At 36.7% G+C, this 25,427-nt stretch carries 24 protein-coding genes; 18 read left to right on the top strand and 6 right to left on the bottom strand.

What is annotated here, in order from left to right; translation table 11 throughout:
• The first annotated feature begins 340 nt into the window (after positions 1–340).
• The 11 genes from ACP3T3_RS19220 to ACP3T3_RS19170 all read left to right on the top strand — a co-directional run bounded on the left by ACP3T3_RS19220 (position 341) and on the right by ACP3T3_RS19170 (position 8,894).
• Entirely contained in the window at positions 341–1,183 is an 843-nt protein-coding gene (locus ACP3T3_RS19220; RefSeq protein WP_426477346.1) for a hypothetical protein, read from the top strand.
• A 144-nt stretch (positions 1,184–1,327) separates the two neighbouring features.
• On the top strand, positions 1,328–2,731 hold the full coding sequence (locus ACP3T3_RS19215) for an MFS transporter (RefSeq protein WP_426477345.1): 1,404 nt from the start codon (positions 1,328–1,330) through the stop codon (positions 2,729–2,731).
• A 232-nt stretch (positions 2,732–2,963) separates the two neighbouring features.
• Positions 2,964–3,839: a pirin family protein gene (locus ACP3T3_RS19210; RefSeq protein ID WP_426477344.1), complete on the top strand. Its 876-nt coding sequence runs from the start codon at positions 2,964–2,966 to the stop codon at positions 3,837–3,839.
• A 151-nt stretch (positions 3,840–3,990) separates the two neighbouring features.
• A complete protein-coding gene (locus tag ACP3T3_RS19205; protein WP_426477343.1) occupies positions 3,991–4,164 on the top strand; it encodes a GNAT family N-acetyltransferase in 174 nt (57 codons plus the stop codon).
• A 61-nt stretch (positions 4,165–4,225) separates the two neighbouring features.
• On the top strand, positions 4,226–5,125 hold the full coding sequence (locus tag ACP3T3_RS19200; protein ID WP_426477342.1) for a pirin family protein: 900 nt from the start codon (positions 4,226–4,228) through the stop codon (positions 5,123–5,125).
• A gap of 10 nt (positions 5,126–5,135) precedes the next feature.
• The gene (locus ACP3T3_RS19195) at positions 5,136–5,675 is read left to right on the top strand and encodes an NADPH-dependent FMN reductase (RefSeq protein ID WP_426477341.1); all 540 of its coding nucleotides are present in this window, start codon (positions 5,136–5,138) and stop codon (positions 5,673–5,675) included.
• Entirely contained in the window at positions 5,668–6,246 is a 579-nt protein-coding gene (locus tag ACP3T3_RS19190) for a TMEM175 family protein (RefSeq protein WP_426477340.1), read from the top strand. Before ACP3T3_RS19195 ends, ACP3T3_RS19190 begins: the two co-directional genes overlap by 8 nt.
• A gap of 1 nt (position 6,247) precedes the next feature.
• The gene (locus ACP3T3_RS19185) at positions 6,248–6,466 is read left to right on the top strand and encodes a (4Fe-4S)-binding protein (RefSeq protein WP_426477339.1); all 219 of its coding nucleotides are present in this window, start codon (positions 6,248–6,250) and stop codon (positions 6,464–6,466) included.
• On the top strand, positions 6,466–6,861 hold the full coding sequence (locus tag ACP3T3_RS19180) for an OsmC family protein (RefSeq protein WP_426477338.1): 396 nt from the start codon (positions 6,466–6,468) through the stop codon (positions 6,859–6,861). Before ACP3T3_RS19185 ends, ACP3T3_RS19180 begins: the two co-directional genes overlap by 1 nt.
• A 1-nt stretch (position 6,862) precedes the next feature.
• Positions 6,863–7,150, top strand: coding sequence for a GNAT family N-acetyltransferase (locus ACP3T3_RS19175; protein WP_426477337.1), 288 nt, complete (start codon positions 6,863–6,865; stop codon positions 7,148–7,150).
• A gap of 184 nt (positions 7,151–7,334) precedes the next feature.
• Positions 7,335–8,894: a sodium:solute symporter gene (locus ACP3T3_RS19170; protein WP_426477336.1), complete on the top strand. Its 1,560-nt coding sequence runs from the start codon at positions 7,335–7,337 to the stop codon at positions 8,892–8,894.
• Between the two features lie 68 nt (positions 8,895–8,962).
• Here ACP3T3_RS19170 and ACP3T3_RS19165 read toward each other — a convergent pair whose 3' ends face one another.
• On the bottom strand, positions 8,963–11,194 hold the full coding sequence (locus tag ACP3T3_RS19165; RefSeq protein WP_426477335.1) for a reprolysin-like metallopeptidase: 2,232 nt from the start codon (positions 11,192–11,194) through the stop codon (positions 8,963–8,965).
• A 296-nt stretch (positions 11,195–11,490) separates the two neighbouring features.
• Here ACP3T3_RS19165 and ACP3T3_RS19160 point away from each other — a divergent pair, with 296 nt between their 5' ends.
• The 3 genes from ACP3T3_RS19160 to ACP3T3_RS19150 all read left to right on the top strand — a co-directional run bounded on the left by ACP3T3_RS19160 (position 11,491) and on the right by ACP3T3_RS19150 (position 14,012).
• Positions 11,491–12,009, top strand: a complete 519-nt coding sequence (locus tag ACP3T3_RS19160; protein WP_426477334.1) for a hypothetical protein — start codon at positions 11,491–11,493, stop codon at positions 12,007–12,009.
• A 109-nt stretch (positions 12,010–12,118) separates the two neighbouring features.
• Positions 12,119–12,970 (top strand): transketolase, encoded by an 852-nt coding sequence (locus ACP3T3_RS19155; RefSeq protein WP_426477333.1) that lies wholly within the window; start codon positions 12,119–12,121, stop codon positions 12,968–12,970.
• A gap of 97 nt (positions 12,971–13,067) precedes the next feature.
• Positions 13,068–14,012 carry a transketolase family protein gene (locus ACP3T3_RS19150; RefSeq protein WP_213278207.1) on the top strand — a complete coding sequence of 315 codons (945 nt, stop codon included), beginning with the start codon at positions 13,068–13,070 and terminating at the stop codon, positions 14,010–14,012.
• A 171-nt stretch (positions 14,013–14,183) separates the two neighbouring features.
• On the opposite strand, the gene ACP3T3_RS19145 is transcribed toward ACP3T3_RS19150, so the two are convergent.
• Together ACP3T3_RS19145 and ACP3T3_RS19140 are read right to left on the bottom strand one after the other, a co-directional pair.
• Entirely contained in the window at positions 14,184–14,720 is a 537-nt protein-coding gene (locus ACP3T3_RS19145) for a hypothetical protein (RefSeq protein WP_426477332.1), read from the bottom strand.
• Positions 14,680–15,159, bottom strand: a complete 480-nt coding sequence (locus ACP3T3_RS19140; RefSeq protein ID WP_426477331.1) for a hypothetical protein — start codon at positions 15,157–15,159, stop codon at positions 14,680–14,682. Before ACP3T3_RS19140 ends, ACP3T3_RS19145 begins: the two co-directional genes overlap by 41 nt.
• A gap of 1,045 nt (positions 15,160–16,204) precedes the next feature.
• Here ACP3T3_RS19140 and ACP3T3_RS19135 point away from each other — a divergent pair.
• From ACP3T3_RS19135 to gwsS, 4 genes are all read left to right on the top strand, one after another.
• Positions 16,205–16,396, top strand: a complete 192-nt coding sequence (locus ACP3T3_RS19135; protein WP_426477330.1) for a TIGR04139 family peptide modification target — start codon at positions 16,205–16,207, stop codon at positions 16,394–16,396.
• Between the two features lie 90 nt (positions 16,397–16,486).
• Entirely contained in the window at positions 16,487–17,353 is an 867-nt protein-coding gene (locus tag ACP3T3_RS19130) for a hypothetical protein (protein ID WP_426477329.1), read from the top strand.
• Entirely contained in the window at positions 17,350–18,255 is a 906-nt protein-coding gene (gene gwsG, locus ACP3T3_RS19125; RefSeq protein WP_426477328.1) for a grasp-with-spasm system ATP-grasp peptide maturase, read from the top strand. Before ACP3T3_RS19130 ends, gwsG begins: the two co-directional genes overlap by 4 nt.
• 172 nt (positions 18,256–18,427) lie before the next feature.
• Positions 18,428–19,498 (top strand): grasp-with-spasm system SPASM domain peptide maturase, encoded by a 1,071-nt coding sequence (gwsS, locus tag ACP3T3_RS19120; protein WP_426477327.1) that lies wholly within the window; start codon positions 18,428–18,430, stop codon positions 19,496–19,498.
• Positions 19,499–19,579: 81 nt separating this feature from the next.
• Here the strand turns inward: gwsS and ACP3T3_RS19115 are convergent, their stop codons facing one another.
• The 3 genes from ACP3T3_RS19115 to ACP3T3_RS19105 form a co-directional block, all read right to left on the bottom strand.
• On the bottom strand, positions 19,580–19,957 hold the full coding sequence (locus tag ACP3T3_RS19115; RefSeq protein ID WP_426477326.1) for a hypothetical protein: 378 nt from the start codon (positions 19,955–19,957) through the stop codon (positions 19,580–19,582).
• Positions 19,958–20,028: 71 nt separating this feature from the next.
• Positions 20,029–20,499 carry an Lrp/AsnC family transcriptional regulator gene (locus ACP3T3_RS19110; protein WP_100075360.1) on the bottom strand — a complete coding sequence of 157 codons (471 nt, stop codon included), beginning with the start codon at positions 20,497–20,499 and terminating at the stop codon, positions 20,029–20,031.
• Positions 20,500–20,633: 134 nt separating this feature from the next.
• Positions 20,634–25,424, bottom strand: a complete 4,791-nt coding sequence (locus ACP3T3_RS19105) for a translocation/assembly module TamB (RefSeq protein WP_426477325.1) — start codon at positions 25,422–25,424, stop codon at positions 20,634–20,636.
• Positions 25,425–25,427 lie beyond the last annotated feature (3 nt).

Raw genomic sequence — 25,427 nt, 5'->3', positions numbered from 1 at the left:
TTAACGCTATGTCCGCTAAGCTATTTATTAATTTTTGAGAACGATCGCAATGGCATTTCACTTAGCAATACACTAAACTAATGCCCTCGCTGAATGAAGTGACTTTGCGAACGAAATATATAAGATTAAAGATAAACCTTTGCGCCCATTGCGTTTGTTTTTCAATTATTTACCATAATAATTCGCTGTTGACATTTACATTTTTCTCATTGAAACCTTTAACTCCCTCAGTTATAATTTATCAATCCTGTAGCAATACAGGATTTTTTCTTGAATTAACAGTAACAATATAGCATAATTTAACTCACAATCAAAAATAATATCTAATAAATAATTATATTTGGAAAACGAAAATATCAATTATAAAAAAATGAGAAGAAACCTTACTGTTTTATTTGCCTTATTATTCATAAGTTTTGCTTTTGGACAGGGAAAATACGGCAAATATCTGAATTCAAAGAAGCTTGCTTTGGCTTATAAAAGTGTGAAAGATCAAGATAAAGATGACTATTATCAACAATACTATTGGCTTGTAAAGGCAGAGCAGCTGAAAACTTATCCTCACTTAAAAGATATAAAACCTGTCGTTTTATATCAGTTTGTAAAATATGTAAATCCACAGAATCCTACAAAAAAGCTGGATGACAGAGGTAAAGAATTGAGAGCAACTGCAGAATTATCTTTAAATCAATATTTTAAAAATAAAAAATTTGAAAACAATTCTGTTTTAATGTATAACCTTGAGACGTATGTAGATCCTTCAAAAGGCCAGTACTACACTAAAGTTGATCCGGAAAAAATAAAGGAGCTTGTACCGAAAGAATTATTTGCTTTCAATTCATTCAATAGGAATATAGGGGAAGAGAAGACTTATTACCTTTGGATTGACAAGAAAAAAGAGGATCTGAACATTGTGGATATCATCCCTAACGAAAAAGAAGACAAAGCTTTCTACACAAGATTGAAACAATATCTTCCAAGCTATAAATTTTCAAAATATGTTCCTTCTGTAAAAAAAGGAAACAAATCTGATAAAACGGATATTGAATACTATTACATTATGCCGTTTGAGCAGAATACCGATAATATCGAATACAAAACAAAGGATTTCAAAACTTTCATTTTAAGCCAGTACAGAAAAGCGGGTGATGAATGGAAAGGCGTAGAAAAACCTAGAAAATAAATCAAAAAGTCCTGTGAAATTTCGCAGGACTTTTTTAATTTTATATGGATTTCTTTATCTAAAGATCAGCCTGCTTAAAGCAAGCAGGATTCTTCAAATAAAAAAATAAGTCTGGAAGTTTTTATACTGCCCAGCCTATATCAAATGACAGAAGCAACCACACAGCAGACATCCATAAAAAAAATATTACCCCTGATTCTGGCTACCGCTATCTTTATGCAGATGCTGGATTCAACTATACTGAATACTTCCCTGCCTTCCATTGCAAAAGACCTGCACGAGTCTCCTCTTAATATGCAGAATGCCATTATCAGTTATGTACTGACATTAGCTGTTTTTATGCCGGCCAGCGGATTTCTGGCAGACCGGTTCGGGACCAAAAAAATATTCATCTTTTCATTGGTACTGTTCAGTTTAGGTTCCCTGTTTTGTTCCTTGTCTCAAAATCTCACGCATCTGGTTATTTCAAGGGTTATCCAGGGCGTCGGAGGAAGCCTGATGACTCCCGTTGGAAAACTGGCGCTCATTAAAACATTTGATAAAAATGAACTTCTCAAGGCGATGAACTTTGCCATTATTCCTGCCCTTATCGGACCTGTACTGGGGCCATTAGTCGGAGGCTATATGGTAGATTACCTTTCCTGGCACTGGATATTCCTGATCAATATACCAATTGGTGTTTTGGGAATTCTACTGGGATTAAAATTCATGCCTAATTATAAATCCGATGATGTGGATTTTGATTTAAAAGGCTTCTTAATCTTTGCTGCAGCTTCCCTCCTGCTTTCTGTCTCACTGGAACTTTTCGGAGATATGCAGAATATAACTCCGGTTTTACTTGTATTCATCATGGGTTTCCTGTTCCTGTACTATTATTACAAGCATGCAAAAAGAGGAGGAAATCCTATCTTCCCGTTAAATCTCTTTCAGGTAAGAACTTTCCGTGTGGGCATTGTAGGAAACCTTGCCACCAGATTAGGAATAAGCTCTGTGCCGTTATTGCTTCCACTGATGATTCAGATCGCCTACAAACAATCTGCAGTAACATCAGGCTGGATTATAGCACCTATGGCTCTGACCGCCATTTTCGGGAAATCATCTGTCATTAAAATCTTAGATAAATACGGTTATCGCCAGACTTTAATGGTGAATACCTTCATCATCGGAACACTGATCTGCCTACTTGCTATTCCCAATATACACACCTCTTTATATTGGTTTATTCCTATTATTGCAGTATTGGGTTTTTTCAACTCTATACAGTTCACTTCTATGAACACCATTTCCATTGCCGATCTCCGAAATTTTCAGACGAGCAGCGGAAACTCTTTAATCTCAGTCAATCAACAATTAGCAATCGGTTTTGGAATTGCCTTTGGCCTTATTGTTTTAAAGCTGTTTGAAAATACAGATCTGATCAGAGGAGAAATCCACAATGCCTTTCGGCTCACTTTTCTCACTGTGGGCATCTTAACGATTTTATCAGGATTTGTGTTCAGAAGACTGCATATTTCAGATGGAAAGAATATGAAATCGAAAGATGAATAGGCAGGAAAACAGGCAGAATCGTCAATTAGCGCTCAAACCTTTCAATATTCATTTTTTATTTCATTTTGGAGATTATTTTCCTGAAAATAAATAAAGATAATGCATATCATTCATAAGTTTTGCCTATCTGCATCTTACCATTTCTACTTTCTGTTCTACCTACGAACTTAACACAGATCAATGCTTTTCGCATATAAGTATGGTAATTTTGTTTACATAAATCAACAATGTGATGGCAACTAAAAAAATAGAAATCGTAGTATCTCCAAGACCTGCACACTTTGTAGGCGATGGGTTCAGGGTTCACAATTTCATTCCGGGAGTCCCTGGATTGGATATGAAAAGAATGGATCCGTTTATTATGCTGGATTACAATTCGAAATTTCATTTCAATGGATCAGACAGACCAAGAGGCGTGGGAGTTCACCCGCACAGAGGTTTTGAAACGGTAACCATAGCATATAGCGGAAAAGTAGAACATCATGACAGTGCCGGAGGCGGCGGGATCATCGGAGAAGGTGATGTTCAGTGGATGACTGCTGCCAAAGGGGTTCTTCATAAAGAATATCATGAAACGGAATGGGCAAAAGAAGGAGGTATTTTCCAGATGGTGCAGCTTTGGGTGAACCTTCCTGCAAAAGATAAAATGAGCTGCCCGAAATACCAGGCTATTGGAAACGCTGCAATGGAAAGAGTGGATCTGGGTGAAAATGGTTTTGTAGAAGTGATTGCCGGAGAGTATGATGGGCATAAAGGACCTGCCAGTACATTCACACCGGTTCATATGATGAATGCAAAGCTTAAGGCAGGCGGAAAAGCAGACTTCAATTTTCCCGCCCATTTCAACACTGCAGCTTTGGTTATTGAAGGAAGCATTATCATTAACGGGGAAGAAACAGTTAAGGCAGATCATTTTGCTCTGTTTAAAAACGAAGGGGAAACATTCACTATCGAAGCAAAAGAAGATGCTGTTGTTTTGATCATCAGCGGTGAACCTATCAACGAACCTATTTACCCTCACGGACCTTTTGTGATGAATTCCAGAGAAGAAATCATGCAGGCTTTCGAGGATTTTAATACCGGAAAATTCGGATATCTGGAAGATTAAAAGATTTAAATGTATCTTAATCTTAAAGTACTCCTTTTTTATTAACTTTATATAATGGCAAACCTTATAGGTTTTAGAAACCTATAAGGTTTAACTGTTATTTCAAGAAATACCATCTTTACAGAAACAAATACCCTTAGCATAAAAATATATGAAACCAGAATTTGAAAATATACCTCTTGTAAAAGCCGAAAAAAGATTCGAAATAGAAGAAAGTGGGAAAAAGCTTCTTCCGTTCTGTCCCTATGTTTTCGCTTTTATCAGGAAACATCCTGAATGGAAACGTATTGTTGATGAGAGATTTGAAGGCTACGATAAACTTTAACCTTCATCAGAACTTACCAATTGATTTTAAATAACAATATCTTAAAAAGTAGTACATTATCATGTCAAATATCGGACTTATTATTGAAGAAAAAGCAGCAGATATCGGAAATTTCCTGGTAGGAAGACTCCTCCCATTCCGTGAAAAAAGAGCGGTTGGCCCTTTCGTTTTTATCGATCATATGGGGCCTTCGGAATTGAAGGATTATCAGAATCTTGATGTCCCTCCGCACCCGCATATCGGCTTATCTACCTTAACTTACCTGCTGGAAGGTTCTATTTTCCACAGAGACAGTATCGGAAGTGCTGTTGAAATAAAACCGGGTGCCGTGAACTGGATGACCGCCGGAAAAGGAGTTGTACATTCAGAAAGGACACCAGAATATTTAAGACACAGTGATAAAAGGCTACATGGATTCCAGATCTGGGTGGGTCTTCCTAAGCACCTTGAGCAGTCGGAACCAACTTTTCATCATATCGAAGAAGACGAGATTCCGGTTTGGGAGGAAGAAGGTATTCAGTATAAATTAATTGCCGGTGAGGCATTCGGGCGAACATCTCCGGTCCCGGTACACAGCAAGCTATTTTTTCTGGAGATCAAAACAAAAGACGCCAAGAAAATAAGTATCGGAAAAGATCTTTATGGAGAAGCAGCCATGTATGTGCTGGACGGAACAGTGACTACAGACGGAAACTCTTATGGTTCAAAACAGCTGATGATCGCTAAAGACACCAAGCTTTGTGAGTTTGATATGAGCGAAAACGGAACGGTTTATCTTTTCGGTGGTGAGCCATTCGATGAGGAACGTTTTATATTCTGGAATTTTGTTAACTCGGATAAAGAATTAATTGATCAGGCCAAAGTAAACTGGAATGATCAGAATCACGAAGCGTTTCCTTTGGTTCCAGGCGATGAAAATGAATACGTTCCGCTTCCTAAGGCTATTTTAAACAGAAAATAATTTTCAGCACATGAAAATATTAGCATTTGCAGGAAGTACATCTTCCACTTCGATCAACAGGGAACTGGTAAAATTTGTTCTGAAAGATTTTCAGGATGAAGAAATCAATCTGATTGACCTCAACGATTTTACCATGCCCGTTTTCTCTGTAGACCTTGAAAAGAAAGGGTTTCCCGATGAAGCGCATCAGTTTTTAAAAGTTATTGAAGAATGTGATGTGATCATCTGCTCTCTTGCCGAGCACAACCGTTCTTACAGCGCAGCTTTTAAAAATGTTTTTGACTGGTCTTCAAGGATCAATGTAAAAGTATTTCAGAATAAGCCCATGTTTTTGATGAGCACTTCTCCCGGAGGTTATGGAGGAGGAAATGTAATGAATACAGCAAAGACATTTTTCCCGCAGTTTGCTGCAGATATCAAGGATACCTTTTCACTGCCAAAATTCTATGAAAACTTTGACATGGAAAGCGGAGTCATCAATCCTGATATGCTGAATGACCTGAAAAGCAAAATACAGAACTTCAAAAACCAGGTTAAAACAAATGACTAAAGGAAGACTAGAAGCCTTCAGTGATGGTGTTCTTGCTATTATTATCACCATTATGGTACTTGAACTGAAAGTGCCGGAGGGCAATAGCTGGGCCAGCCTCAAGCCTCTTCTGCCCAGATTTCTCGCTTATATTTTCAGCTTTATTTATGTAGGAATCTACTGGAACAATCACCATCATCTGTTTCAGGCTGTAAAAAAGGTGAATGGAAGCATTCTCTGGGCCAATCTTCACCTGCTGTTCTGGCTTTCGCTGATGCCGGTTGCTACAGAATGGATTGGAACCACTCATTTTGCCCAGAATCCGGTGGCAGCTTATGGGATCTGTCTCAGCATGTCTGCAGCAGCCTACACTATTTTAGAGAACCTGATTCTCCGGCAGGAAGGTGAAGATTCCAAACTTAAAGAAGCTATTCATTCAAAATTTAAAGAATATATATCGCTTGTATTTTATATTCTGGGGATCGCCACTTCATTTTTTTATCCTTATATTGCCATAGGTTTTTATTATATCGTGGCTCTCATATGGCTGATTCCGGACAGAAGAATCGAAAAAACATTAAAAGAAAACTGATATGGAAACACACGAATATCCCAACGGCGAAACCACTGTTATCTGGCAGCCCCAAAAGTGTATCCACTCGGCTGTATGCGTAAAATTACTTCCAAAAGTATACAACCCTAAAGAAAGACCTTGGATAAAAGCAGAGAATGCAAGTCCGGAAGAGCTTAGAAAACAGATAGATCAATGCCCTTCTGGTGCATTAAGTTATAAATTCAATACAGAAAAATAATGGCGGTAACGGTAAAAGCAAGTTTAGGAAAAACAAAATATTATACACAAGTAACAGCCGGCGAAAATCAGATCATTACTGATGAACCGATTGATAAAGGCGGACAGAACAAAGGTCTTAACCCAATGGAAATTCTGGCAACGTCACTGGCAAGCTGTACAGCTGCTACATTGAGAATGTATATTGAAAGAAAGGAATGGGATGTGGAAAACATCCATGTAGATGTAGAGCTTGAAAATTTCCCATTAACAAAAAGAGCCATCTTCAAAAGAGATATCAGCTTTGAAGGAATTCTGGATGATGAGCAGAGAAAAAGACTGCACACCATTGCTGATGCATGCCCTGTTCATAAAATATTAACCAACGATATAGAAATACTAACTAAATTCTCATAACATGATCGAAGTAAAACAAAACAACGACGAGAAACACGGAAGTTTTGAAGCTTTCACAGATGGAAAACGTGCAGGAATAATGACGTACACCTGGGCAGGAGAAGAAAGATTTATTATAGACCACACTGAGGTGGAAGAGGCTTACAACGGAAAAGGTGTAGGCAAGGAAATGCTTCTGGCAGCAGTGGATTTTGCCAGAAAGAACGGGAAAAAGATTATTCCCCTCTGTCCTTTCGCTAAGGCAAGTTTCCAGAAAAGTGAGGAGCTTCAGGATGTTTTAGTGAATTAACCACTATTTTCACCCTTACAATATAATCCTTCCGGAGATCGTTCCGGAAGGATTTTTATTTTCGTATAAATTACAGACTTCAAGTAAATGAATAGCTATAATTGGTTCCGAAGCTAACAGTATTTCAAATTCATGATCCCCGACTGATCTTTTTTATATATTTGCTAAAATTTAAAAATCAAGCATGAATCCAGGAACTATCCTTTTGCTATTTGTTTTCATCTATTTTATCGGCCTGTTGGTGATTTCTTATTTCACCAGCCGGAATTCTGATAACCAGTCATTTTTTATCGGTAACAAAAAGAGTAAATGGTGGCTCGTAGCATTCGGGATGATAGGAACCAGCTTAAGCGGAGTTACCTTTATTTCAGTTCCGGGAACTGTGGGAAAAATGACAGGCTCGGAATACATCTATGGAGGTTTTGAGTACTATATGATGGTGATCGGGTTCTTCATCGGGTATTTTATTGTGGCAGCAATATTGCTCCCACTCTACTATAAGATGAATCTGACATCTATTTATACCTATCTGGGAAAAAGATTCAACGTGGAGGCTCATAAAATCGGCTCCATCTTTTTTATTATTTCAAGGGCAATTGGTGCTACGGCAAGATTATACCTGGTCGTGAATGTTTTACAGATATTTTTACTTGAAGGTTTGGGAGTTCCGTTTTGGGTAACTTCTCTTGTCCTTTTGCTGATGGTACTTCTGTACACTTTTGAAGGAGGCGTAAAAACCATTGTCATCACAGATACGCTGCAGACTTCTTTCATGATCATCAGTCTTGTGGCGTGTATCGTTTATATTTTATCCAACCTGAATCTGTCGTTTGGTGAGGCTTATACCATTCTGGAACAGAAAAACTATACGCATTTCATCAATTTGGATCCGAATTCCAAGACCTTTTTCCTGAAGACGATTCTGGGAGGAATTTTTATTACGATTGCCATGACAGGATTGGATCAGGAAATGATGCAGAAAAACATCTCTGTGGATAATCTTCAGAATTCAAAGAAAAACATGCTGACTTTTGCAGGAACACTTCTTATTGTGAACCTTGCCTTTTTATTCCTGGGAGGATTATTATACCTTTTTGCATTACAGCATGGAGCAGAATATGGAACGATAAAAGCTGAAACTGTAACCCATATCTTCGGATTTAAAGATACAGCCGGAAATATTAAAAACGTCATGGGAGATGACCTTTTCCCGGCCTTATCACTTCAGGGATATTTCCCGATGGCCATTTCCGTTATTTTCATCATCGGATTAATTTCAGCGCTATTCCCTTCAGCTGACGGAGCCTTAACAGCTGTTACAAGCTCATATTGTGTGGATTTATTAAATCTTAATGAGGATAAAACCAAAACAGAAAAAGAAAAGAAACGCCTCCGTATGAAAGTACATTTAACTTTCACTGTAGTTTTCTTTATCCTGATCATGGTTTTCAAAGCATTAAATGACAAATCTATTGTTTATCTGATCATGGAAATTGCAGGATATACTTATGGACCGCTTTTAGGACTGTTTGCTTTTGGAATTTTCACCAAGTTCCAGATTTCAAGAAAATATGCTATTCTTGCGGTTACCCTTTTAGCACCGGTATTGACTTATTTAATCAATCTTGCTGTTACCACTTACACAGATTACAAAATTGGTGTAGAACTGATTGTCCTGAACGGATTGCTCACCTTTATTGGTTTGTGGCTGGTAAAAAACAAGCAACATTTAAGAATAGTTTAACCTCTATAAAAAATAAAATGCTGTCCTCAATTGAAGACAGCATTTTTTATTAGAATCAATGAAATAGTTTATTCTTTAATCCATTTGATTGTTTTCTCAAATTTTTTAGATTTAACTTTGATCAGATAGTCACCTTTAACCAAATAAGATAAGTCAAAAGTACCTGTTTTATCATGGCTCACTTTGTTGTTTGCCTGGCTGAATACCAATCTTCCGCTTATATCGTATACGGTAATATCATATGCTTCGTTTGAATTGGTAAATTGAACATTCAGTAATCCTTTACTTGGGTTAGGATATACAGCAAATACATCTTTATTTCCTGCTGTTTCATTTACACCCAATGTCTGCGTAATGGTAAAGTTAACAGGATTAATGTTGTAGAAAACATTTGTCTCTGCAGCCACCATAATTCTGGCCTGTGTCGTATTTACATTAGGAATGGTAATGGTTTCAGAACCATCATTCGGAGTGGAGGCCAGGATCACTGTAGGATAAGTAAGCCCGCCATCTGTTGAAAGGTAAATATTGACAGTAGCGCAATTCACGGGGAAGGCAGTGGTGTTTGCTACATCCCATGTAATGGTCTGAGTAGAATTACCTGCCCAGTTTACAGCAGTAACGGGTGCTGTCACATTGAAAGGTCCGGAATTTCCATCAACGGTAATAATAGCATCATCATTAGATACTCCTGCACAGCCTGCGTTATTATCTCTTACAGTCAGTCTGAACTCCATCGTTCTTGCATACGATGGTAAAATTTCGCCTTTAGACACCGTACCATTGATTACATCTGTAATTTTCGGAAAATATCGGTAAGGAACGGTTACCGGTATAAATGATCTGAACAGGGGTGCATTTAATGTTGGAGCATTCCAGTCACCTGCAGGGCCTACATCATTCTGTTCCCAGCTGTACGTCAGCGGATTGTTATCTATATCAGTAGCAGAACCTTCCAGTCTGAACGGTGTACTCTTAGGGATGGTATAATCACCGCCTGCATTTACAGTTGGAGCGAAATTATTAACAGGAAGTGTAACCTGGCATGTTGTTGACTGTACTTTCGTCGTGATAGACTGGAATGATTTGGTATGGAAAGTAGGAATACTGTTAGCAGCCAGATTATTTGTACTTCCACAAATTCCTGCATAAGCCATAATGGTAATTCCACTTCCCGGCTCTACAGCATTGGCTGCACTCCGGTTACCACTACAGTTACCTGTAATTGCATTAAATGTATGCGGACCTCCAAACTGATGTCCCACTTCATGGGCTACATAATCAATATCGTAAGGATCTCCAACAGGATTCGGTGAGCCGGTGATTCCTCTTCCTTTATTTGTTGTATTACAGATTACTCCTAATCCCGCCAGCCCGCCACCACCGGTACTGAAGGTATGGCCGATATCATAATTCGCATTTCCTATCAGTAAATCAATCTGGGTCTGGCTTTCATTAATCAGCGTATTCGCATTATTATTGCCGTTAAATGGATCTGTAGCAGCATTTGTAAAAACTACATTTACCTCATTAGCTACTAATATCAATCTTGAAGCCACTTCCTGCTCATACACTCCATTTACTCTGTTTACGGAGGTTACAATTGCTGAAAGCGTTTGTGCAACGGTAGGCGTCGCTGTACCTGTTGCTGCTACTGCATATTCCCCTGTACATGCTACGGCAAGTCTGAAAACTCTAATTTGGCCTCCTACGCTTGGGGAAACGGTCTTTTGTTCGCTTTTTTTTTCAAGCGTAGCATCATCATTTTTCAGTCCGCAAGTTCTTGGATTTTTATCAATTAAATCACTTTTTCTGTAAATGATATAATGGTTAATATCTTGTTTTGCATAAGGATCAATATAGGTATCTCCCGCTACCACAGACTTTATCTGCGCATGGAATCCCAGCTCGGTAAAATCCATTTTTATTGTAGCATACTTATCATCAATCCCCTGGCCCGTAAAAGTAACAATCTGAGGAAACTGACTGGCTAATCCCGGAGCCATCACCGAAGATTTCCAGATTCTGAATTTTGCTTTTGTACCGTCCGGCATTGGCAGTACAATGATTGGAGCGTTGTCTTTACGGTCACTGTCTTTTAACTCCGGAACAGAATTAAAATAGCTTTTCATTCCAGCCACATCCAATGTGCAGGTCATTGATTTTTCCGGCTGAACTGTCCTGTTTTTAGGGTCCGCTTTAATGGATCTTTCGCTGATCACAGTAAAAAAATCCTGTGCTTTCCCTGAAGAAATGGATATAATGAATATCCCCAAGTAAAATAATTGTTTAATTTTCATATATAATGGTATGTAATTTTTATGTGCTCAATTATTAAAATCAGAGACTGAAAACATTCAGCCCTAGGAAATAAATCAAATAATATTGAATTATAAATTTAATTAAATTTATCCAAATTATTGATATGAAGGAATAAAAAAACGGATATAATTTTAAAGAAACAACAAGAATCCGCTTAAATAAAGTAATAAAATCAAAATAATCCGACTTATTTTTTTTCTTATTATTAAATAAACACCTGCAGTATTTCAATATCTTTGACACGGATAAAATAAAAAAACAAAAATTAAAAACTATGAAAAAAATTATTCAAATTTTTGTATTTGTATTAACATTCAGCTGTATGAATGCTCAGGAGAACTTTGAAGTATCAACATTAAGAATCGGGCCGTTTAAAGTGTTTATGCCAAAGGTTGAGGCTGAAAAAATTGCAGGAACAAAACTGGCTAACTCTAACGGAGAGAAAAAAAATTTAGTCAGGTATAATGGGGAAACCATTCAGATTGACCTTTTTGATAATTACATCAATGAGGCCAATCCCAGTGTCCCATCCATTACCTACATGACGACGACAAGCAGAAAATTCAAAACCAAAAGCGGAATCGGTGTGGGAAGCACCCGGGATGACCTGATTAATGCCTACAGAAACTATCCCAACTTCAGCGTACGTCCGGATTCGGATAAAAATGATAAGCCTGTTAAAGATTCCGGTTATTTCAATATTGAAGACAGCCAGGCGGGAACCTTATTAAGCTTTAAGTTCGTTAATAATATCATTACTGAAATTTCCGTTTATCTTAATGAAGGCTGTTAAAAATGGTAAAATATTCAAATCATGCAAAATCCGGATGTAAAAATCCGGATTTTTGCATTCCATAAGCCGGCAAAAAATTGTAAATTCGCATGCAAATAAATCAGATATAATGAGTAAAAGTATTGAAGAACTAAAATCTCTTACCACACAGATCAGAAGAGACATTTTAAGAATGGTTCACGCTGTAAATTCAGGACACCCGGGCGGAAGCTTAGGCTGTACAGAATTCTTCACAGCTCTTTATGGAAAAGTGATGAACTATAAGCTTCCTTTCACAATGGAAGGCAAAAATGAGGATCATTTTTATCTATCAAACGGGCATATTTCTCCCGTATTCTACTCTACTTTAGCAAGATTTGGTTTCTTCCCTGTAGAAGAACTGAGCACTTTCAGAAAACTAGATTCAAGATTACAGGGACACCCTACTACTCATGAAGGACTGCCGGGAATCAGAATCGCTTCAGGATCTCTGGGGCAGGGGCTTTCTGTGGCACTCGGAGTTGCCCAGGGTAAAAAAGTAGATGGTGACCAGTCTCTTGTTTACACTCTTCACGGAGATGGTGAACTTCAGGAAGGTCAGATCTGGGAAGCATTAATGTATGCTGCCGGCAAAAAGGTAGATAATATTATCTCTACTATTGACTATAACGGTCGTCAGATCGATGGTGATACAGATGATGTATTAAGTCTGGGAAATCTTCATGCTAAACTTGAAGCATTCGGATGGATTGTTCTGGAAGAAAAGAATGGTAATGATCTTGAAGCGGTAATTGCAATCCTTGAGAAAGCAAAAACAGAAACAGGAAAAGGAAAACCGGTATCCATCATTCTTCATACAGAAATGGGTTACGGAGTTGATTATATGATGGGATCTCACGCATGGCATGGTAAGGCTCCAAATGACGAACAGCTGGAAACAGCATTCAAGCAATTGTACCTGGAAGCTCCGGCTGATTATTAATTATAAATGATAAATTATTATTGGTAAATGATGCCTTTAGAACTTTATAATATTGTTAATCTGCCATCATTTATCAATGATCAAAAACTTAAGTAAAATGAAATATACATATACAGAAAAAAAGGACACTCGTTCAGGATTCGGAGCCGGATTAGCAGAACTAGCTGACAAAAACCCTAATGTAGTAGCACTTTGTGCAGACCTTATCGGTTCTTTGAAGATGGAGAAATTCATTGAGAAAGCTCCTGAAAGATTTTTTCAGATTGGTATTGCAGAAGCTAACATGATGGGAATTGCCGCAGGTCTGAGCATTACAGGAAAAATTCCTTTTACAGGAACTTTTGCAAATTTCTCTACATCAAGAGTATATGACCAGATCCGTCAGTCTATCGCCTATTCTAACAAAAATGTAAAGATCTGTGCATCTCATGCAGGCCTTACATTAGGAGAAGATGGAGCAACTCACCAGGTTCTTGAAGATATCGGTATGATGAAGATGCTTCCGGGAATGACAGTGATCAATACTTGCGACTACAACCAGACCAAAGCTGCTACCCTGGCGATTGCAGATTTTGAAGGCCCTGTATATTTAAGATTCGGAAGACCAGTAGTTCCTGTATTCATTCCAGAAGATATGCCTTTTGAGATCGGAAAAGGGATCATGCTTCAGGAAGGTACTGATGTAACGATTGTTGCAACAGGACACCTGGTATGGGAATCTCTTGTAGCTGCTGATGAGCTTGAGAAAGAAGGTATTTCTTGTGAGGTTATCAACATTCACACGATTAAACCACTTGATGAAGAGATCATTTTGAAATCTGTTGAAAAAACAGGTAAAATTGTAACGGCTGAGGAGCACAACTACCTTGGAGGTTTAGGAGAATCTGTTGCGGGTATGCTTGCAAGAAGAAGACCTACAAAACAGGAATTCGTAGCGGTAAATGATACTTTCGGAGAGTCTGCAACCCCTGCTGAACTGATGAAGAAGTATAAAATTGATGCTGCTGCAGTGAAAGAAGCTGTAAAAAGAATTTTAGCTTAAAATAAGTTATTATATAGACAAAAACCCGGCGGTTTCTTCGAAACCGCCGGGTTTTTTTATTATTGTATATAAACCACCCCGGCGAAAATTCAAAGAATTTTCGCCACCCCTCCAGCAGAGGGGAATGGTTATACCATCCATTCTTTATTGTATTAGTTTTTACCCTGATTATTATTGTTCCGGTTGATTCAAAGGAATTCCTAAAGCAATAAGAACCGGGCACAATATTTCTTTGATGTATTCATCTTCTCTTCTGCCGAAAGCTTTTGACCCTGAAAAATAATTACTGATTCTATAGCTTTTTACAAACTGATTTCTCTTTTTCCCGATTGAGTAATAATATCCACCTCTTTCATCATTTATAAAATAAGTCATTTCATCAAAATTCATGAGTTTTCTAGAAAATAATAATTTTCGGTAAATGCACTTCTCTGACTTATCAAAAATATATTTAACCGGAATTCTGAAAAAAAGGTCAAACAGGAAGCAGATCATATAAATTGCCCACAACCCCATTACAATTTTGAATTGGTCACCGGATATTTTATCCCTGACATAATACATAATAACAGGAAAAGTCATTACGCCCAATGCCAGCCACCATACCAAAGTACGAAGGAAGTTATAATTGGGCATAAAGCTTATTTCACCTCCGTTCTCTTTAAACTTATAACGGTCGATTACGTTCATGATCTGATCCTTTGACATTCATAATATCTTCTGTTTCGTTTACCATTTTCTGTATTCCTTTTTGGGTAACTGACTGTCCTATAGTAAGGTATTTTTCTTTACCGTCAACCTCAAAACAAATTGATAACACCACATTTGTGGTGATAAAACCGAGATATTTGGTCGCCAGTACATGAAAATTCCTGAAATCCTCTATCGGGTATGTTCTTGCAGGAACAAAAATCGTATGCTTTCCTGTGATAGTCTTCCGGTCCATATCAATAATGAATTTCTTGGTGAAGAAATTGATCATAATAAGGGCTGCCACAGCAATAATAATATAGCTGACGGTTCTTGCATTATTAAAGATCAGTCCTGCAATGATGAGAAAAATAATACAAAGCACCGTTATAAATACCGGCTGGTTTTTAAAAATATATTGATTTCCTTCTTGTTTATAAAATTGGTAGTTGTTCATAATTAATGTAAATGTTTTTTAAGTTTTGGTTAAAATCTGATGCTGTAAAGTTGCTTATGGTAGTGGTTATTTATAAGAGGCTTCTGAGACAATTATTTTATCAGCTTCATAGTATATATTTAACGTGTTTTTTTATTCATCATACTTTTAATTGCCCCAGGCAGCCATCCAATTCAGAGCTTCACTTTTTACTCGTTATCATTAAGCCTGATAATAAGATCTTTTAAGATCTTTTTTCTCAACTCATAATCTGAAACCGTGAAAATCAGGAAATTTCAAATCTATATTTCTTTTTAAAATGGCCGGTAAAATTACCTTTATCCTGTTAAATCAGCATAATATATTCTCTATAATACCAGCCAGTTTCATGATTATAGCTATCCTATTTTTAAATTTTGCCTGTTAAAGGGGAATTTTTACCTCAAATATTTTACCGATTAATGATAAAGGTTTTTCGACATTTACATAATTAGTAAGAAATAACCATATAACGTTTAAAGAAGAAATTCAACGGTCTCATTTCAATTCAAATATAAAAATCAGTATTTTTTGTCAAAGTTTACAGCATAATCGCGCCACTTTTAGACTGAAAACCATTGTTTTTTTGCAAACAATATCTCTTGTAGCATGCAATTTCTTTTAAAACAGGTTTAAAAACACCTGACTTTCCAGTATTGATTCCAATTATTTCACTGTATTGTACAATAGAATATATTACTATACAACATCCTATTATGCTTAGGGGCTTTCTTTAGATTTTGTTACTTCACTTTATACTTTTCAATGTTTGAAATATTTCACTAATCCTATTGATATATGAACAATCTGCATGTGCATATATGTACAAAAAATAAACAAATCACTTACACATTTTATCCCATTGAAGTGATATGAATATGTATAGATTTGAAAACATCAACGTTGACAGAATACATTTTCAACTTTGGATTGTATGTGTACAGTACATGATAAATATGAAAATTATTCACCCACATGTCAGGGTTTATATGGCACAAATGTTTACATAACACAAAAAATTACAAACATGAAAAAGTTAAAAGGAATGAAGAGCAACTTCTCTTCTTTGGAAAACAAAAAATTAAATGATTTGAAATCAATCACAGGTGGTTTAATGGCTTCAACTGCTATCAATTATGTTTCTACAAACAATGGAGATTGTTATGATAAAGAAACATGGGTTGATCATAAGCTTTCTTCCACTTTAGAAATCTGCTAAGATTAATCTTAATTAATTATGTAGGGGAGGAAAGTATTTCCTCCCTTTACAAATAAGAGTATCGCAAAACCAATAAATACTGATTGTCTGATGAAACAAAATTCAATTTTGGTATACCTACTCATTATTATTTTCATCGTTCTTTCCTGCAAAAGCAATGATTATATTGTTTATTATAACAGAGTGAATGAAATTGATAGTCTTTACCGGATTGCAAACCAACCTGAGAACGCTATAAATCAATACCGAAAGCTGTTTAAAAAATACAAGCCTAAAAATCAGGAACGCATTAAAGAATATGAGACTTATATAAAGCTGGCAGATCAACATCAAAAGAATTTCGGTGGAAAGAAAAGTCTATATAAGCTTATCCCTCTAATAGCTCCCTATGAAGGTTCGGAAAAAAGTTATTTCGGTCTGTTTCAAAAATACGGGATTGACAGTACTGAGGTGAGACAAAGAATTGCAAGCTGGAAAAAAGGGTTGAATAGGCGGCTGGTAGATTCTTTCAGCATTGCTTTTGTCCGTGATCAGGCGGAAGGCAGGAGAAACCCTCAGCTCATGGAAAAAAATGACAGAATAAATGCACAACTGTTGAAATGGACCTTTGAAAACTATGGTTATCCTTCAGTTCAAAAAATAGGTCTCATAGGAAATGGCGGTGTTTTTATGCCAATGCACCCTTTGTTCAGCCATATGGCAGATGCAAAAGAATACTCTTATTTCAAAGCCAAAATGCTGGAATATATAAAATCCGGAGACTGCATCCCAAAAGACTATGCTAATATGGTAGACCGTCACAATCTGCAAATCAGTAAGGAAGGAACCCTATATGGTATTTACCTAAGCTATGATGCTATTGTGGATACCATAAAAGCCAATCAGGAAAGAAAAAAAATAGGTCTACCTAGTATTAAACATTCTTCTAAAATCACAAAAGATTACTTTAAAAAATGATTCTTATTATTTCCAATAACAATGAAAGAACCACTAATAAAATTATAGAATGGCTCCTTCAGATGAAAAAGAAATTTATCCGTATCCATGAAGATGAAGTTTTCGAAATTGCAGTTGAGAACAAAAAAATATTTTTAAGAAGTACCAGAAATTCTTTTTTTCTTGATGAAATTACCAGTGTATGGTACAGAAGAGGGCGATTAAAGATTAAACGCCTGCAGTATAATAATGTTTCTGTGAATGCTCATATGAACGAAGTACAGCATTGGTTGGAAGATTATGTACGAGTAAGCCTGGAATCTAAAAAACATATCAATAAAGAAAGTAATAGTGATATTAATAAATTATTGGTATTGGAAGAAGCTATAAAAGCAGGTTTAGAAGTTCCAAAATATTTTCTGGCAGATAATACGGATCATGTCCCGCTGGATAAAACCATTACAAAAACGATCGGTGGAAATCCTATACTGGATAATATCGTTAAAAATCAAAACGGTATAATGTACACCTCAACAGTACAAAAAAGAGAAAAAAAACAGTTCTTCATTACATTCTTTCAGGATAAAATTGATAAAGAATTTGAAATCAGAACATTTTATCTTAATGGCAAATGCTATTCAATGGCTATTTTCTCTCAAAATGATGAACAAACAAAAACTGATTTCAGAAAATATAATTTAGAAAAGCCTAACAGGAATATACCATATAAGTTATCCTTTGATATTGAAAAAAAAATTAAGCTTCTGATGCAGGCATTAGATCTTAATTGTGGGTCATTGGATTTCATCAAAGGAAAGGATGCTAAATTCTATTTTTTAGAAGTTAATACAATTGGGCAGTTTCTGGGATTATCTCATACCTGTAACTATTCATTGGACAAAGAAATAGCAGATTACCTATGAAAATTAAAGTTAAAGAAAAAAATAAGCTTCCGCTTACCTTCAAGCATATTGAACCCTTCAATGATCAGAAAATCAAAAAACCAAATGATATAATTTATGTTTTAGATTGTGAAAAATACCAAACCAGTTTCCATATAAGAGAAACACCAATTAAATCATTGACCCGGTTATTATGAAATACTTTAATTTATTCTCAACCATCATTATCACCAAAGGAGCCAGCAGAATTCTCATTTCGGATTTACAAAGAAACGTATCTGAACTATATCCCCTGGAACTATATGAGATTACAGAAGAGCTGAAAACCCATTCCATTGAAGATATGATGAAAAATTATGATCAGGAATCCAGATCAATTGTTCATGAATATGTTAATCTTCTGTTGGAAAAAGAATATGGATTTGTTACCGAAAACGATTGGGACAGAAACTTCCCCCCTCTTTCTTATGAGCATCATGAACCCAGTGCCATCACTAATCTCTTTATCGAAATGGAAGATATTGGGATCATAAAGAAAATACATCCGTCCGTTGAAAATCTTGGGATTAAGCATTTGATAATTTATAGTCTGAAACCTTTAACCTTAAAAAATTGTATAGAAATTGACAAAACTTTCAAAACCTCAGTCTTATCCGGAATAGAAATTTTTTCACCATATCATCAGAAAATCAACCTATCTTTTATACAGGCCCTTCAAAAAAACACGGTCAGAATATACAGTCTCATTTTCTACCATTGTGCGAAAACTCCTTTCAAAGCTAAAAATGAATACAGATTCTCACTGCAATTCCTGAAAGATGACCTGAAACTTTCTGCCTGTGGAAAAGTGGAACTGAAGTATTTCAACACCAATATTTCTAAAGTTACAGAAGCTATGAAGCACAATTCATGCCTGTATAAAAAGATAGGCATTGACAAAAACGGTGACATCAAAAACTGTCCGCTTATGAATGAAAGCTTTGGAAATATCAATAGCCAAAGTCTTGAAGAAGCAACCAATCAACCGGGTTTCAAAAAATACTGGAACCTCACCAAAGACAGTATACAAATCTGCAGCGACTGTGAGTTCCGTTATGTGTGCACAGACTGCAGGGCATATACTGAAAATGCAGAAAAAAACAAAGAAGGCCTCAATGTATCAAAACCTCTGAAATGCGGGTATAATCCCTATACGGCAGAGTGGGAGGATTGGTCCGAAAACCCTTTAAAGCAAAAGGTTTTCCATTCGCTGGAACTCAAATAATGTTTTTCCCTTATTAATTATTCAAAAACCGCTTTTAAATTGAATTTAAAAGCGGTTTGTTATTTTATAATTAATCAGGTTTTATTTAAAAAACTTCCATTTCGGGATAATGGCAAGCATTCCGAATCCTGTAAACAGAAAAAGATTGGTAACATCCGTATACAGAAATGTAGACAGGTAATAGTTGTGCATAAAGAAATGCAGCACCAGTAAAGCCGGAAACATAAAAATTCCTATTTTTCTGTAGAAAAACATCAGCACCAGGCCGATCATCATCAGTAGATCAATAGAAAAAATAACATAGAAGTACCACCTTGGAATTTCGAGGTATTCATGCTGCAGATATTCATCCACATCTATTCCAAGCCCCATTACAGTAAACAACATCAGGGCAGCAAATGCCAGTATGAATCCCCATCCTTTCTTCGGGTCTTCGTCAAAATAGCTGTATTCTTCCATACCTGCAAAAATAAAGAACTTATGAGAGATTTCATAAGTTCTTTTATAATTATTCGTTTAAAAAATTTGACTTACACAGAGATTGCGTCAATCAGTCTGTTTTTATCACTTAAGTATTCCTCCATAGAGATCATACTTTCAGTTCTCATTACATCCTGAATGTCATCGATCTGGTAAATAATTCTTTTAGCATCATCAGTATTCTTAGCTCTTACTTTACAGAAAATATTATATTTTCCGGAAATAACGCTAGCCTCGATTACGTTAGGAATAGTTGACAATTCTTTTAATACTTCCTGAGTACGGTTTGATTTTGTCAACAGGATACCTATGAAAGCTGTAAAGTGATAATCCAGCTTACCATAATCAATGTTAAGAGATGATCCCAAAATAATACCTGCATCTTCCATCTTTTTCACTCTTACGTGAATTGTTCCAGCAGAAACATCCATCTGCTTTGCAATTTCAGTAAAAGGCATTCTTGTGTTTTCTACTAAGAAATCAAGAATTTTCTTGTCTATTTCGTCCAGTTGATAGTTCATATTAGTTAAATTACAATTTCTTTAAAAAATCTATGTATTTTTTGCAAATTTACGAAAAATAATTTAACTAAAAAATATATATCAAATATTAACAATAATTAACACAGATGATAAAAATCATTAAAATATTCTAATTATTTACCATTTGATTTTATAGAATCTGTTTTTATTTCACCTTTTGCTTCAGGAGTTTTTTTGTCTTTTTTCTTCTTTTTAAACAAAGAATTGAAGCTTTTACTCCATACTACCCCTCCTCCATAGGCTTGATTTGCAGAACCGTTTGTACTTACCATTCCGATGTTCGTAGGCTTGGAATAGGCACGTATCACCAATGAACCGTCATTCTTTTTAGATAAATCATATTCTACAGATCCTTCCGTGGAAAGATAATTGTTTTGGGCACCATCTGTTTTTGATAATGGAATACCTAAACCGGTTTTGATATTAACTCTTGGGGAAAGAGCCACACTCACTCCGGCATTGGCCCGGTCTCCAAAATTTGAATTCTGGTCTCCTTTTACATAATTAAGGTCAATCTGGAACTCGTTACTCATTGTATTCAGAACAGATCCCAGCTGTTTCAGAAGCATATTGTACCCGGAAGATTCTGCAACATTTCCTACATTGACATCGAATCCACCCGAGTTTGATACATTGAAGGTACTCAACAACAGGACAGATCCGAACTGCAGAACCTTCTCTCCTTCCTGGCTCATTTTTGCAGCAAGAGTTTCCCTAACCTGGCTGGATACATCCATAGCAGTTACATTAAGGTCAATCTGAGGGTCTACCAACGACTGGGTAATGTGGGCCTGCAGCAGGATACTGATTGGCTGCAGTTTTCCCATGCTCAGATATTCTCCGGCATTGGAAACCATTCTTATATAATTGGCATTAATATCCAGTGCAGGTTTCATCGCATCCCCATCCCATCTGATGCTGCTGTTTCTTTCAATCTGGAACGTCTTATTAAGGATCGCTTTAGAAACAAATGTTCCGTTATCCACTTTATAGGTCCCGTTCATTGAAATATTTCCCTGTCTGTTCATATGGAATCTTAACGGATCGGCAGATCCTTTTACCGTAATATTTCCCACATCATCTCCTACCAGTACATTTACGGTAGTTCCTTTATCTACTGCCAGATTGAAATCAATATTCATATTGGCTCCTGTTTTTTTCTTTTCTTCCAGCGTGATCAGCCCATCTTTCCCTTCTTTCAGGAACCGCAGCATTTTAAATTCTTCCACATTGGAAGTAGAGCTTGAATTAAAGGTAAAGGTACTTCCGTTAAGCGCCTTCATATTAGGAGTTGTTATACTCAATCCTGAAACAGGTCCATCCACGTACAGATCTCCCTGCCCGTAGACTCTTCCCCAGAACAGATCAAAATCTTTTTGCGTGGTATTCAGCATCAGCAGGTTGTCTGCTCTCATTACGAGAGATACCCCCATTGAAGAAAGGGTTTCAAACTGAATCGCCCCGGAAATATTCCCTTTGGAATTGGTTCTTCCGTCATGTACTTCAATATTGTTGAGGATCGCAAGTCCTTTGGTGAGCTGAATCACTGTATCATCAAATGAATAGTCTACCCCGGTAAACAGAAGTTTCAATCCAAAATCTTTTAAAGCAATATCCCCGCTATAGTCAAGATTGTTAAGCTTACCGTTTATTTTAAGATCTCCTGTGGCCTTTCCGCGAAGATTGCCGAAAACAGTCTGTACAAACTGCTGGGTAAATGCCAGATCAAAATCACGCATTTCTGCGGTAAGGTCAATAATTGGTGACGATGTATTATTATTAACGGTTCCTGTGAGGTTAAGACTGTTATTTCCAAGTACACCTGCAGAGTGAACTTTTACATCAATATCATAAACATTCAGTGAGAAACCATTCGTTGCGGAGATAGAAATATCTCCCATATCATTGCCGTTCATCTTAATGTCATCAATGTTTAGATCTACCAGTGGCTGAAGGGTACTTTTATCCATTTTGATCTTGACACTTCCGTTAGCAAGACCTTTTATATCCATAGTATTTCCTCCGGACTGCATTTCCAGCAGTTTTTCCACAGCAAAATCATTGATGTCCGCATCTATATAAAAATCTTTTGCTGATTTAAACTGTGCTTCTTTAATAAACAAAGCACTTTTATCGGAATAAACCCTCAGATTTCTAATGTCAAAATCTCCTGTTTTTCTTCTGTATGTAATAGAATGATTCAGTTCAGGGCTTGTATCTATAGCCCAGGTCACTTCATTGAATTTTACTTCGGTAGGCTCAAACCTGAATACATAATCTCCCGCCGCATCAGTAGACTGATCTACATTGATGGCGTATTCTTTCAGTTTTTCATTAATCTCATCATCAGGACTTCCATGTTTAAATACGGTAGCTAAATGAAGGGTATTCCCATTCTCATTATTCCCTTTAAGCTCGAAATCTTTAATTACATTTTTATTATAGAGTATCCTATTGATTTTAGCATACAATTGCTGATTAAGGTCTGCCGTGTTAATTCTCACCTTAACACTATCCACCATGGCACTGTCTCTGCTGATATTCTTACGGTCGTTAACTGTATAATCGGGATTGGAAGCTGCCAGCGCTTTATCGGCATCTGTAATTTCTTTCTCCTTCGTCATCATATATTTCAAAGAAGCAGCATCAAGATTCAGGATCAGATTATTTGAGTTACCATCATATTCCCCTTCTACAAAAGCTCCCTGAGGTATTTTCAGTTCAGGTAAGAAGTAATTAACCAGTCCCTGCTGAATGTCAAACTTCAGTGCAAAATTCTGCCCACGGTACAATTTTCTTGGTGGTGGTCCCACTAATATTTTTCCGACTCCGTTTTCTACCATCCCGGCAAGATCCGCCAGACTGTATTTTCCCGAAATCTTACCTGTAGCGGCTCCCGGAGCATCCACATCAATCACACGTCCTCCTGCTTCTATAAATGTCTTTAATTTAGCATTTGGAATCGTATATTTTTGAGTTGCCGTAGCAAAATTCAGATTATTAGCATTGACATCTAAAGTAAGATCATTAATAGAAGACATAGCCATCTTTCCTTCAACCTGACCGCTTACCACCTGACTGCCAGGTTTATTGGTAAAATAATTCATATTCAGATAACTGACATCCGCATTCACATCCATGGATACTCTTGAAGTACTGAAATCTATTAATCCTTTAATATTCGCTTTAGCCTGCTCATCATTAACGGTAATAAGACCGTTGTATTTTTTATGATCCAATAATCCGTCAAGGTACAGATTATTGATCGTTTTATCCATAATTTCAACACTTGCAATCTGAGATTTAGTTGTCAGACGCATAGTATTGACATCAAAGCTTTGTCCGTTAACATCAAATTTTCCGGAAATCAAACCTACTGTTTTATTCTTTGTAATGACAGACGTATTAAGGTCTTTCACATCAAGATATCCGGAATATTTTGGCATTGCGGTACTGTAGCCTGTTAAGGTAAGTTTGGAAATTTTAGCCTGCCCTATTCCGGTCATTAGATTTCCGCTGTCCACATAGATCTGGTCCGGATTTACTTTTGCGGTTCCGTTATATTTCAGCTTCCCGAAATCATCTGCAAAATTCTTCATCTTTTTGGAGATAAATGAAGGCATCATGGCTTTTAAATCCTTGTAGGTAAAATCTGTGGAAAGATCTTTCGTTTCAATGGCAAAATTTCCTTTCAGCAGGTTGTCAACCTTCATTGTTTTGGTGGCAATATTGACATCAGGATTTCTGATCAGGAAGTTTTCCAGATGGAATTTGTTCAGAGGACCTGTCATTGTTCCTGCAAGGTTGAACGGTTTGATATTATCCCAGTTCGTTACAAAATAGCTGATATCGTAACCGCTCAACTGGCTTCCCTGCTTGATATTCATATCCCACCGTACCTTGTCAGCAAAATCTGCCCAGGATCCGTCGTGAAGATTAAACTTAATATCTCCCTGGAGTAAAGTGTGATCTGTATTCAGCGTAAGGTCTTTTAATGATAAAAACTGCTTCGTTAGAGACAGTTCTGTTGAAAATGTATCTACAATATGAGATTTCCCCCATCTTGACGTTACAAATGACATATTATTGATCAGCGCTGAAACATTCGGTCCGTTGACTTTTACGTTCGGTGCTTTTAGATTGAAATTTGTTGCAGTAAGCCATTTCCCCTGTTCTCCTGAAGAGTTTTGATTGACAATGGAAACTTTGGAATCTATAATCTGTACCCTGGAATTCAGCTGAAAAGGAGGTTTATTCGGGTCTCTTTTCTTTCCATTATCAAAAAGGTCTACAAACCTGACAAAATTGGATATACTGTCTCCTTTATAGGTAATCACTTTTATATCAGCATTGACAAGTGCAAGAGAATTGAAGCTTAAAGAATTACTGTTTCCCGAAATGGCATTCACCGCCAGAGACATCCAGTCTGAATCTGCACGGAATTCACGGGCTGTGATAAAATTAAAACCTTTGTAATCTTTTACTTTTAACCCTTTTATCGTTACGTCCCCGAAATAATTTACATTTACACTTTCTGTAGAAAAATCAGACTTAAAATCGTTATTAACCAGCTTCAATGCCTGATCAGCTGCCCATTGCTTGGTAACCGGAAGATTAATGGCAATAAGCACACCTCCAACCAGAACAATTCCAAGCCAAAAGAGAATCAAAAGAAGCTTTGCCCACCAGGTATAACTGGTCACGTCTTTCACCGCCTGCTTTCCAAACTCTTCAGCTGTTTCCACAGGATGATGTATGGCATCTGAAGCCAGCTCAGATGCTTCTTTCACTGTCTCCCGAACTTTTTCTTCTACATTTCCGACAGTTTTCTGTACCTGATCACCTAGGTTCTCAGCTACTGATTTTTTATTCTCATTCTCGTTATTATTCTCTAACTTTGCCATTAT

The sequence above is a fragment of the Chryseobacterium sp. CBSDS_008 genome (assembly GCF_049959325.1).
Lineage (GTDB): Bacteria > Bacteroidota > Bacteroidia > Flavobacteriales > Weeksellaceae > Chryseobacterium.
This window is presented reverse-complemented; position numbering and strand designations above follow the sequence as displayed.

Bases quoted from the DNA above. Each gene is read 5' to 3' on its own strand.
- ACP3T3_RS19170 (WP_426477336.1), top strand. From the start codon at position 7,335: ATGAATCCAGGAACTATCCTTTTGCTATTTGTTTTCATCTATTTTATC.
- ACP3T3_RS19185 (WP_426477339.1), top strand. From the start codon at position 6,248: ATGGAAACACACGAATATCCCAACGGCGAAACCACTGTTATCTGGCAG.
- ACP3T3_RS19180 (WP_426477338.1), top strand. From the start codon at position 6,466: ATGGCGGTAACGGTAAAAGCAAGTTTAGGAAAAACAAAATATTATACA.
- ACP3T3_RS19200 (WP_426477342.1), top strand. From the start codon at position 4,226: ATGTCAAATATCGGACTTATTATTGAAGAAAAAGCAGCAGATATCGGA.
- ACP3T3_RS19195 (WP_426477341.1), top strand. From the start codon at position 5,136: ATGAAAATATTAGCATTTGCAGGAAGTACATCTTCCACTTCGATCAAC.
- ACP3T3_RS19215 (WP_426477345.1), top strand. From the start codon at position 1,328: ATGACAGAAGCAACCACACAGCAGACATCCATAAAAAAAATATTACCC.
- ACP3T3_RS19175 (WP_426477337.1), top strand. From the start codon at position 6,863: ATGATCGAAGTAAAACAAAACAACGACGAGAAACACGGAAGTTTTGAA.
- ACP3T3_RS19150 (WP_213278207.1), top strand. From the start codon at position 13,068: ATGAAATATACATATACAGAAAAAAAGGACACTCGTTCAGGATTCGGA.
- ACP3T3_RS19110 (WP_100075360.1), bottom strand. From the start codon at position 20,499: ATGAACTATCAACTGGACGAAATAGACAAGAAAATTCTTGATTTCTTA.
- gwsG (WP_426477328.1), top strand. From the start codon at position 17,350: ATGATTCTTATTATTTCCAATAACAATGAAAGAACCACTAATAAAATT.
- ACP3T3_RS19145 (WP_426477332.1), bottom strand. From the start codon at position 14,720: ATGTCAAAGGATCAGATCATGAACGTAATCGACCGTTATAAGTTTAAA.
- ACP3T3_RS19205 (WP_426477343.1), top strand. From the start codon at position 3,991: ATGAAACCAGAATTTGAAAATATACCTCTTGTAAAAGCCGAAAAAAGA.
- ACP3T3_RS19210 (WP_426477344.1), top strand. From the start codon at position 2,964: ATGGCAACTAAAAAAATAGAAATCGTAGTATCTCCAAGACCTGCACAC.
- ACP3T3_RS19165 (WP_426477335.1), bottom strand. From the start codon at position 11,194: ATGAAAATTAAACAATTATTTTACTTGGGGATATTCATTATATCCATT.
- ACP3T3_RS19155 (WP_426477333.1), top strand. From the start codon at position 12,119: ATGAGTAAAAGTATTGAAGAACTAAAATCTCTTACCACACAGATCAGA.
- ACP3T3_RS19190 (WP_426477340.1), top strand. From the start codon at position 5,668: ATGACTAAAGGAAGACTAGAAGCCTTCAGTGATGGTGTTCTTGCTATT.
- ACP3T3_RS19140 (WP_426477331.1), bottom strand. From the start codon at position 15,159: ATGAACAACTACCAATTTTATAAACAAGAAGGAAATCAATATATTTTT.
- gwsS (WP_426477327.1), top strand. From the start codon at position 18,428: ATGAAATACTTTAATTTATTCTCAACCATCATTATCACCAAAGGAGCC.
- ACP3T3_RS19105 (WP_426477325.1), bottom strand. From the start codon at position 25,424: ATGGCAAAGTTAGAGAATAATAACGAGAATGAGAATAAAAAATCAGTA.
- ACP3T3_RS19135 (WP_426477330.1), top strand. From the start codon at position 16,205: ATGAAAAAGTTAAAAGGAATGAAGAGCAACTTCTCTTCTTTGGAAAAC.
- ACP3T3_RS19130 (WP_426477329.1), top strand. From the start codon at position 16,487: ATGAAACAAAATTCAATTTTGGTATACCTACTCATTATTATTTTCATC.
- ACP3T3_RS19160 (WP_426477334.1), top strand. From the start codon at position 11,491: ATGAAAAAAATTATTCAAATTTTTGTATTTGTATTAACATTCAGCTGT.
- ACP3T3_RS19115 (WP_426477326.1), bottom strand. From the start codon at position 19,957: ATGGAAGAATACAGCTATTTTGACGAAGACCCGAAGAAAGGATGGGGA.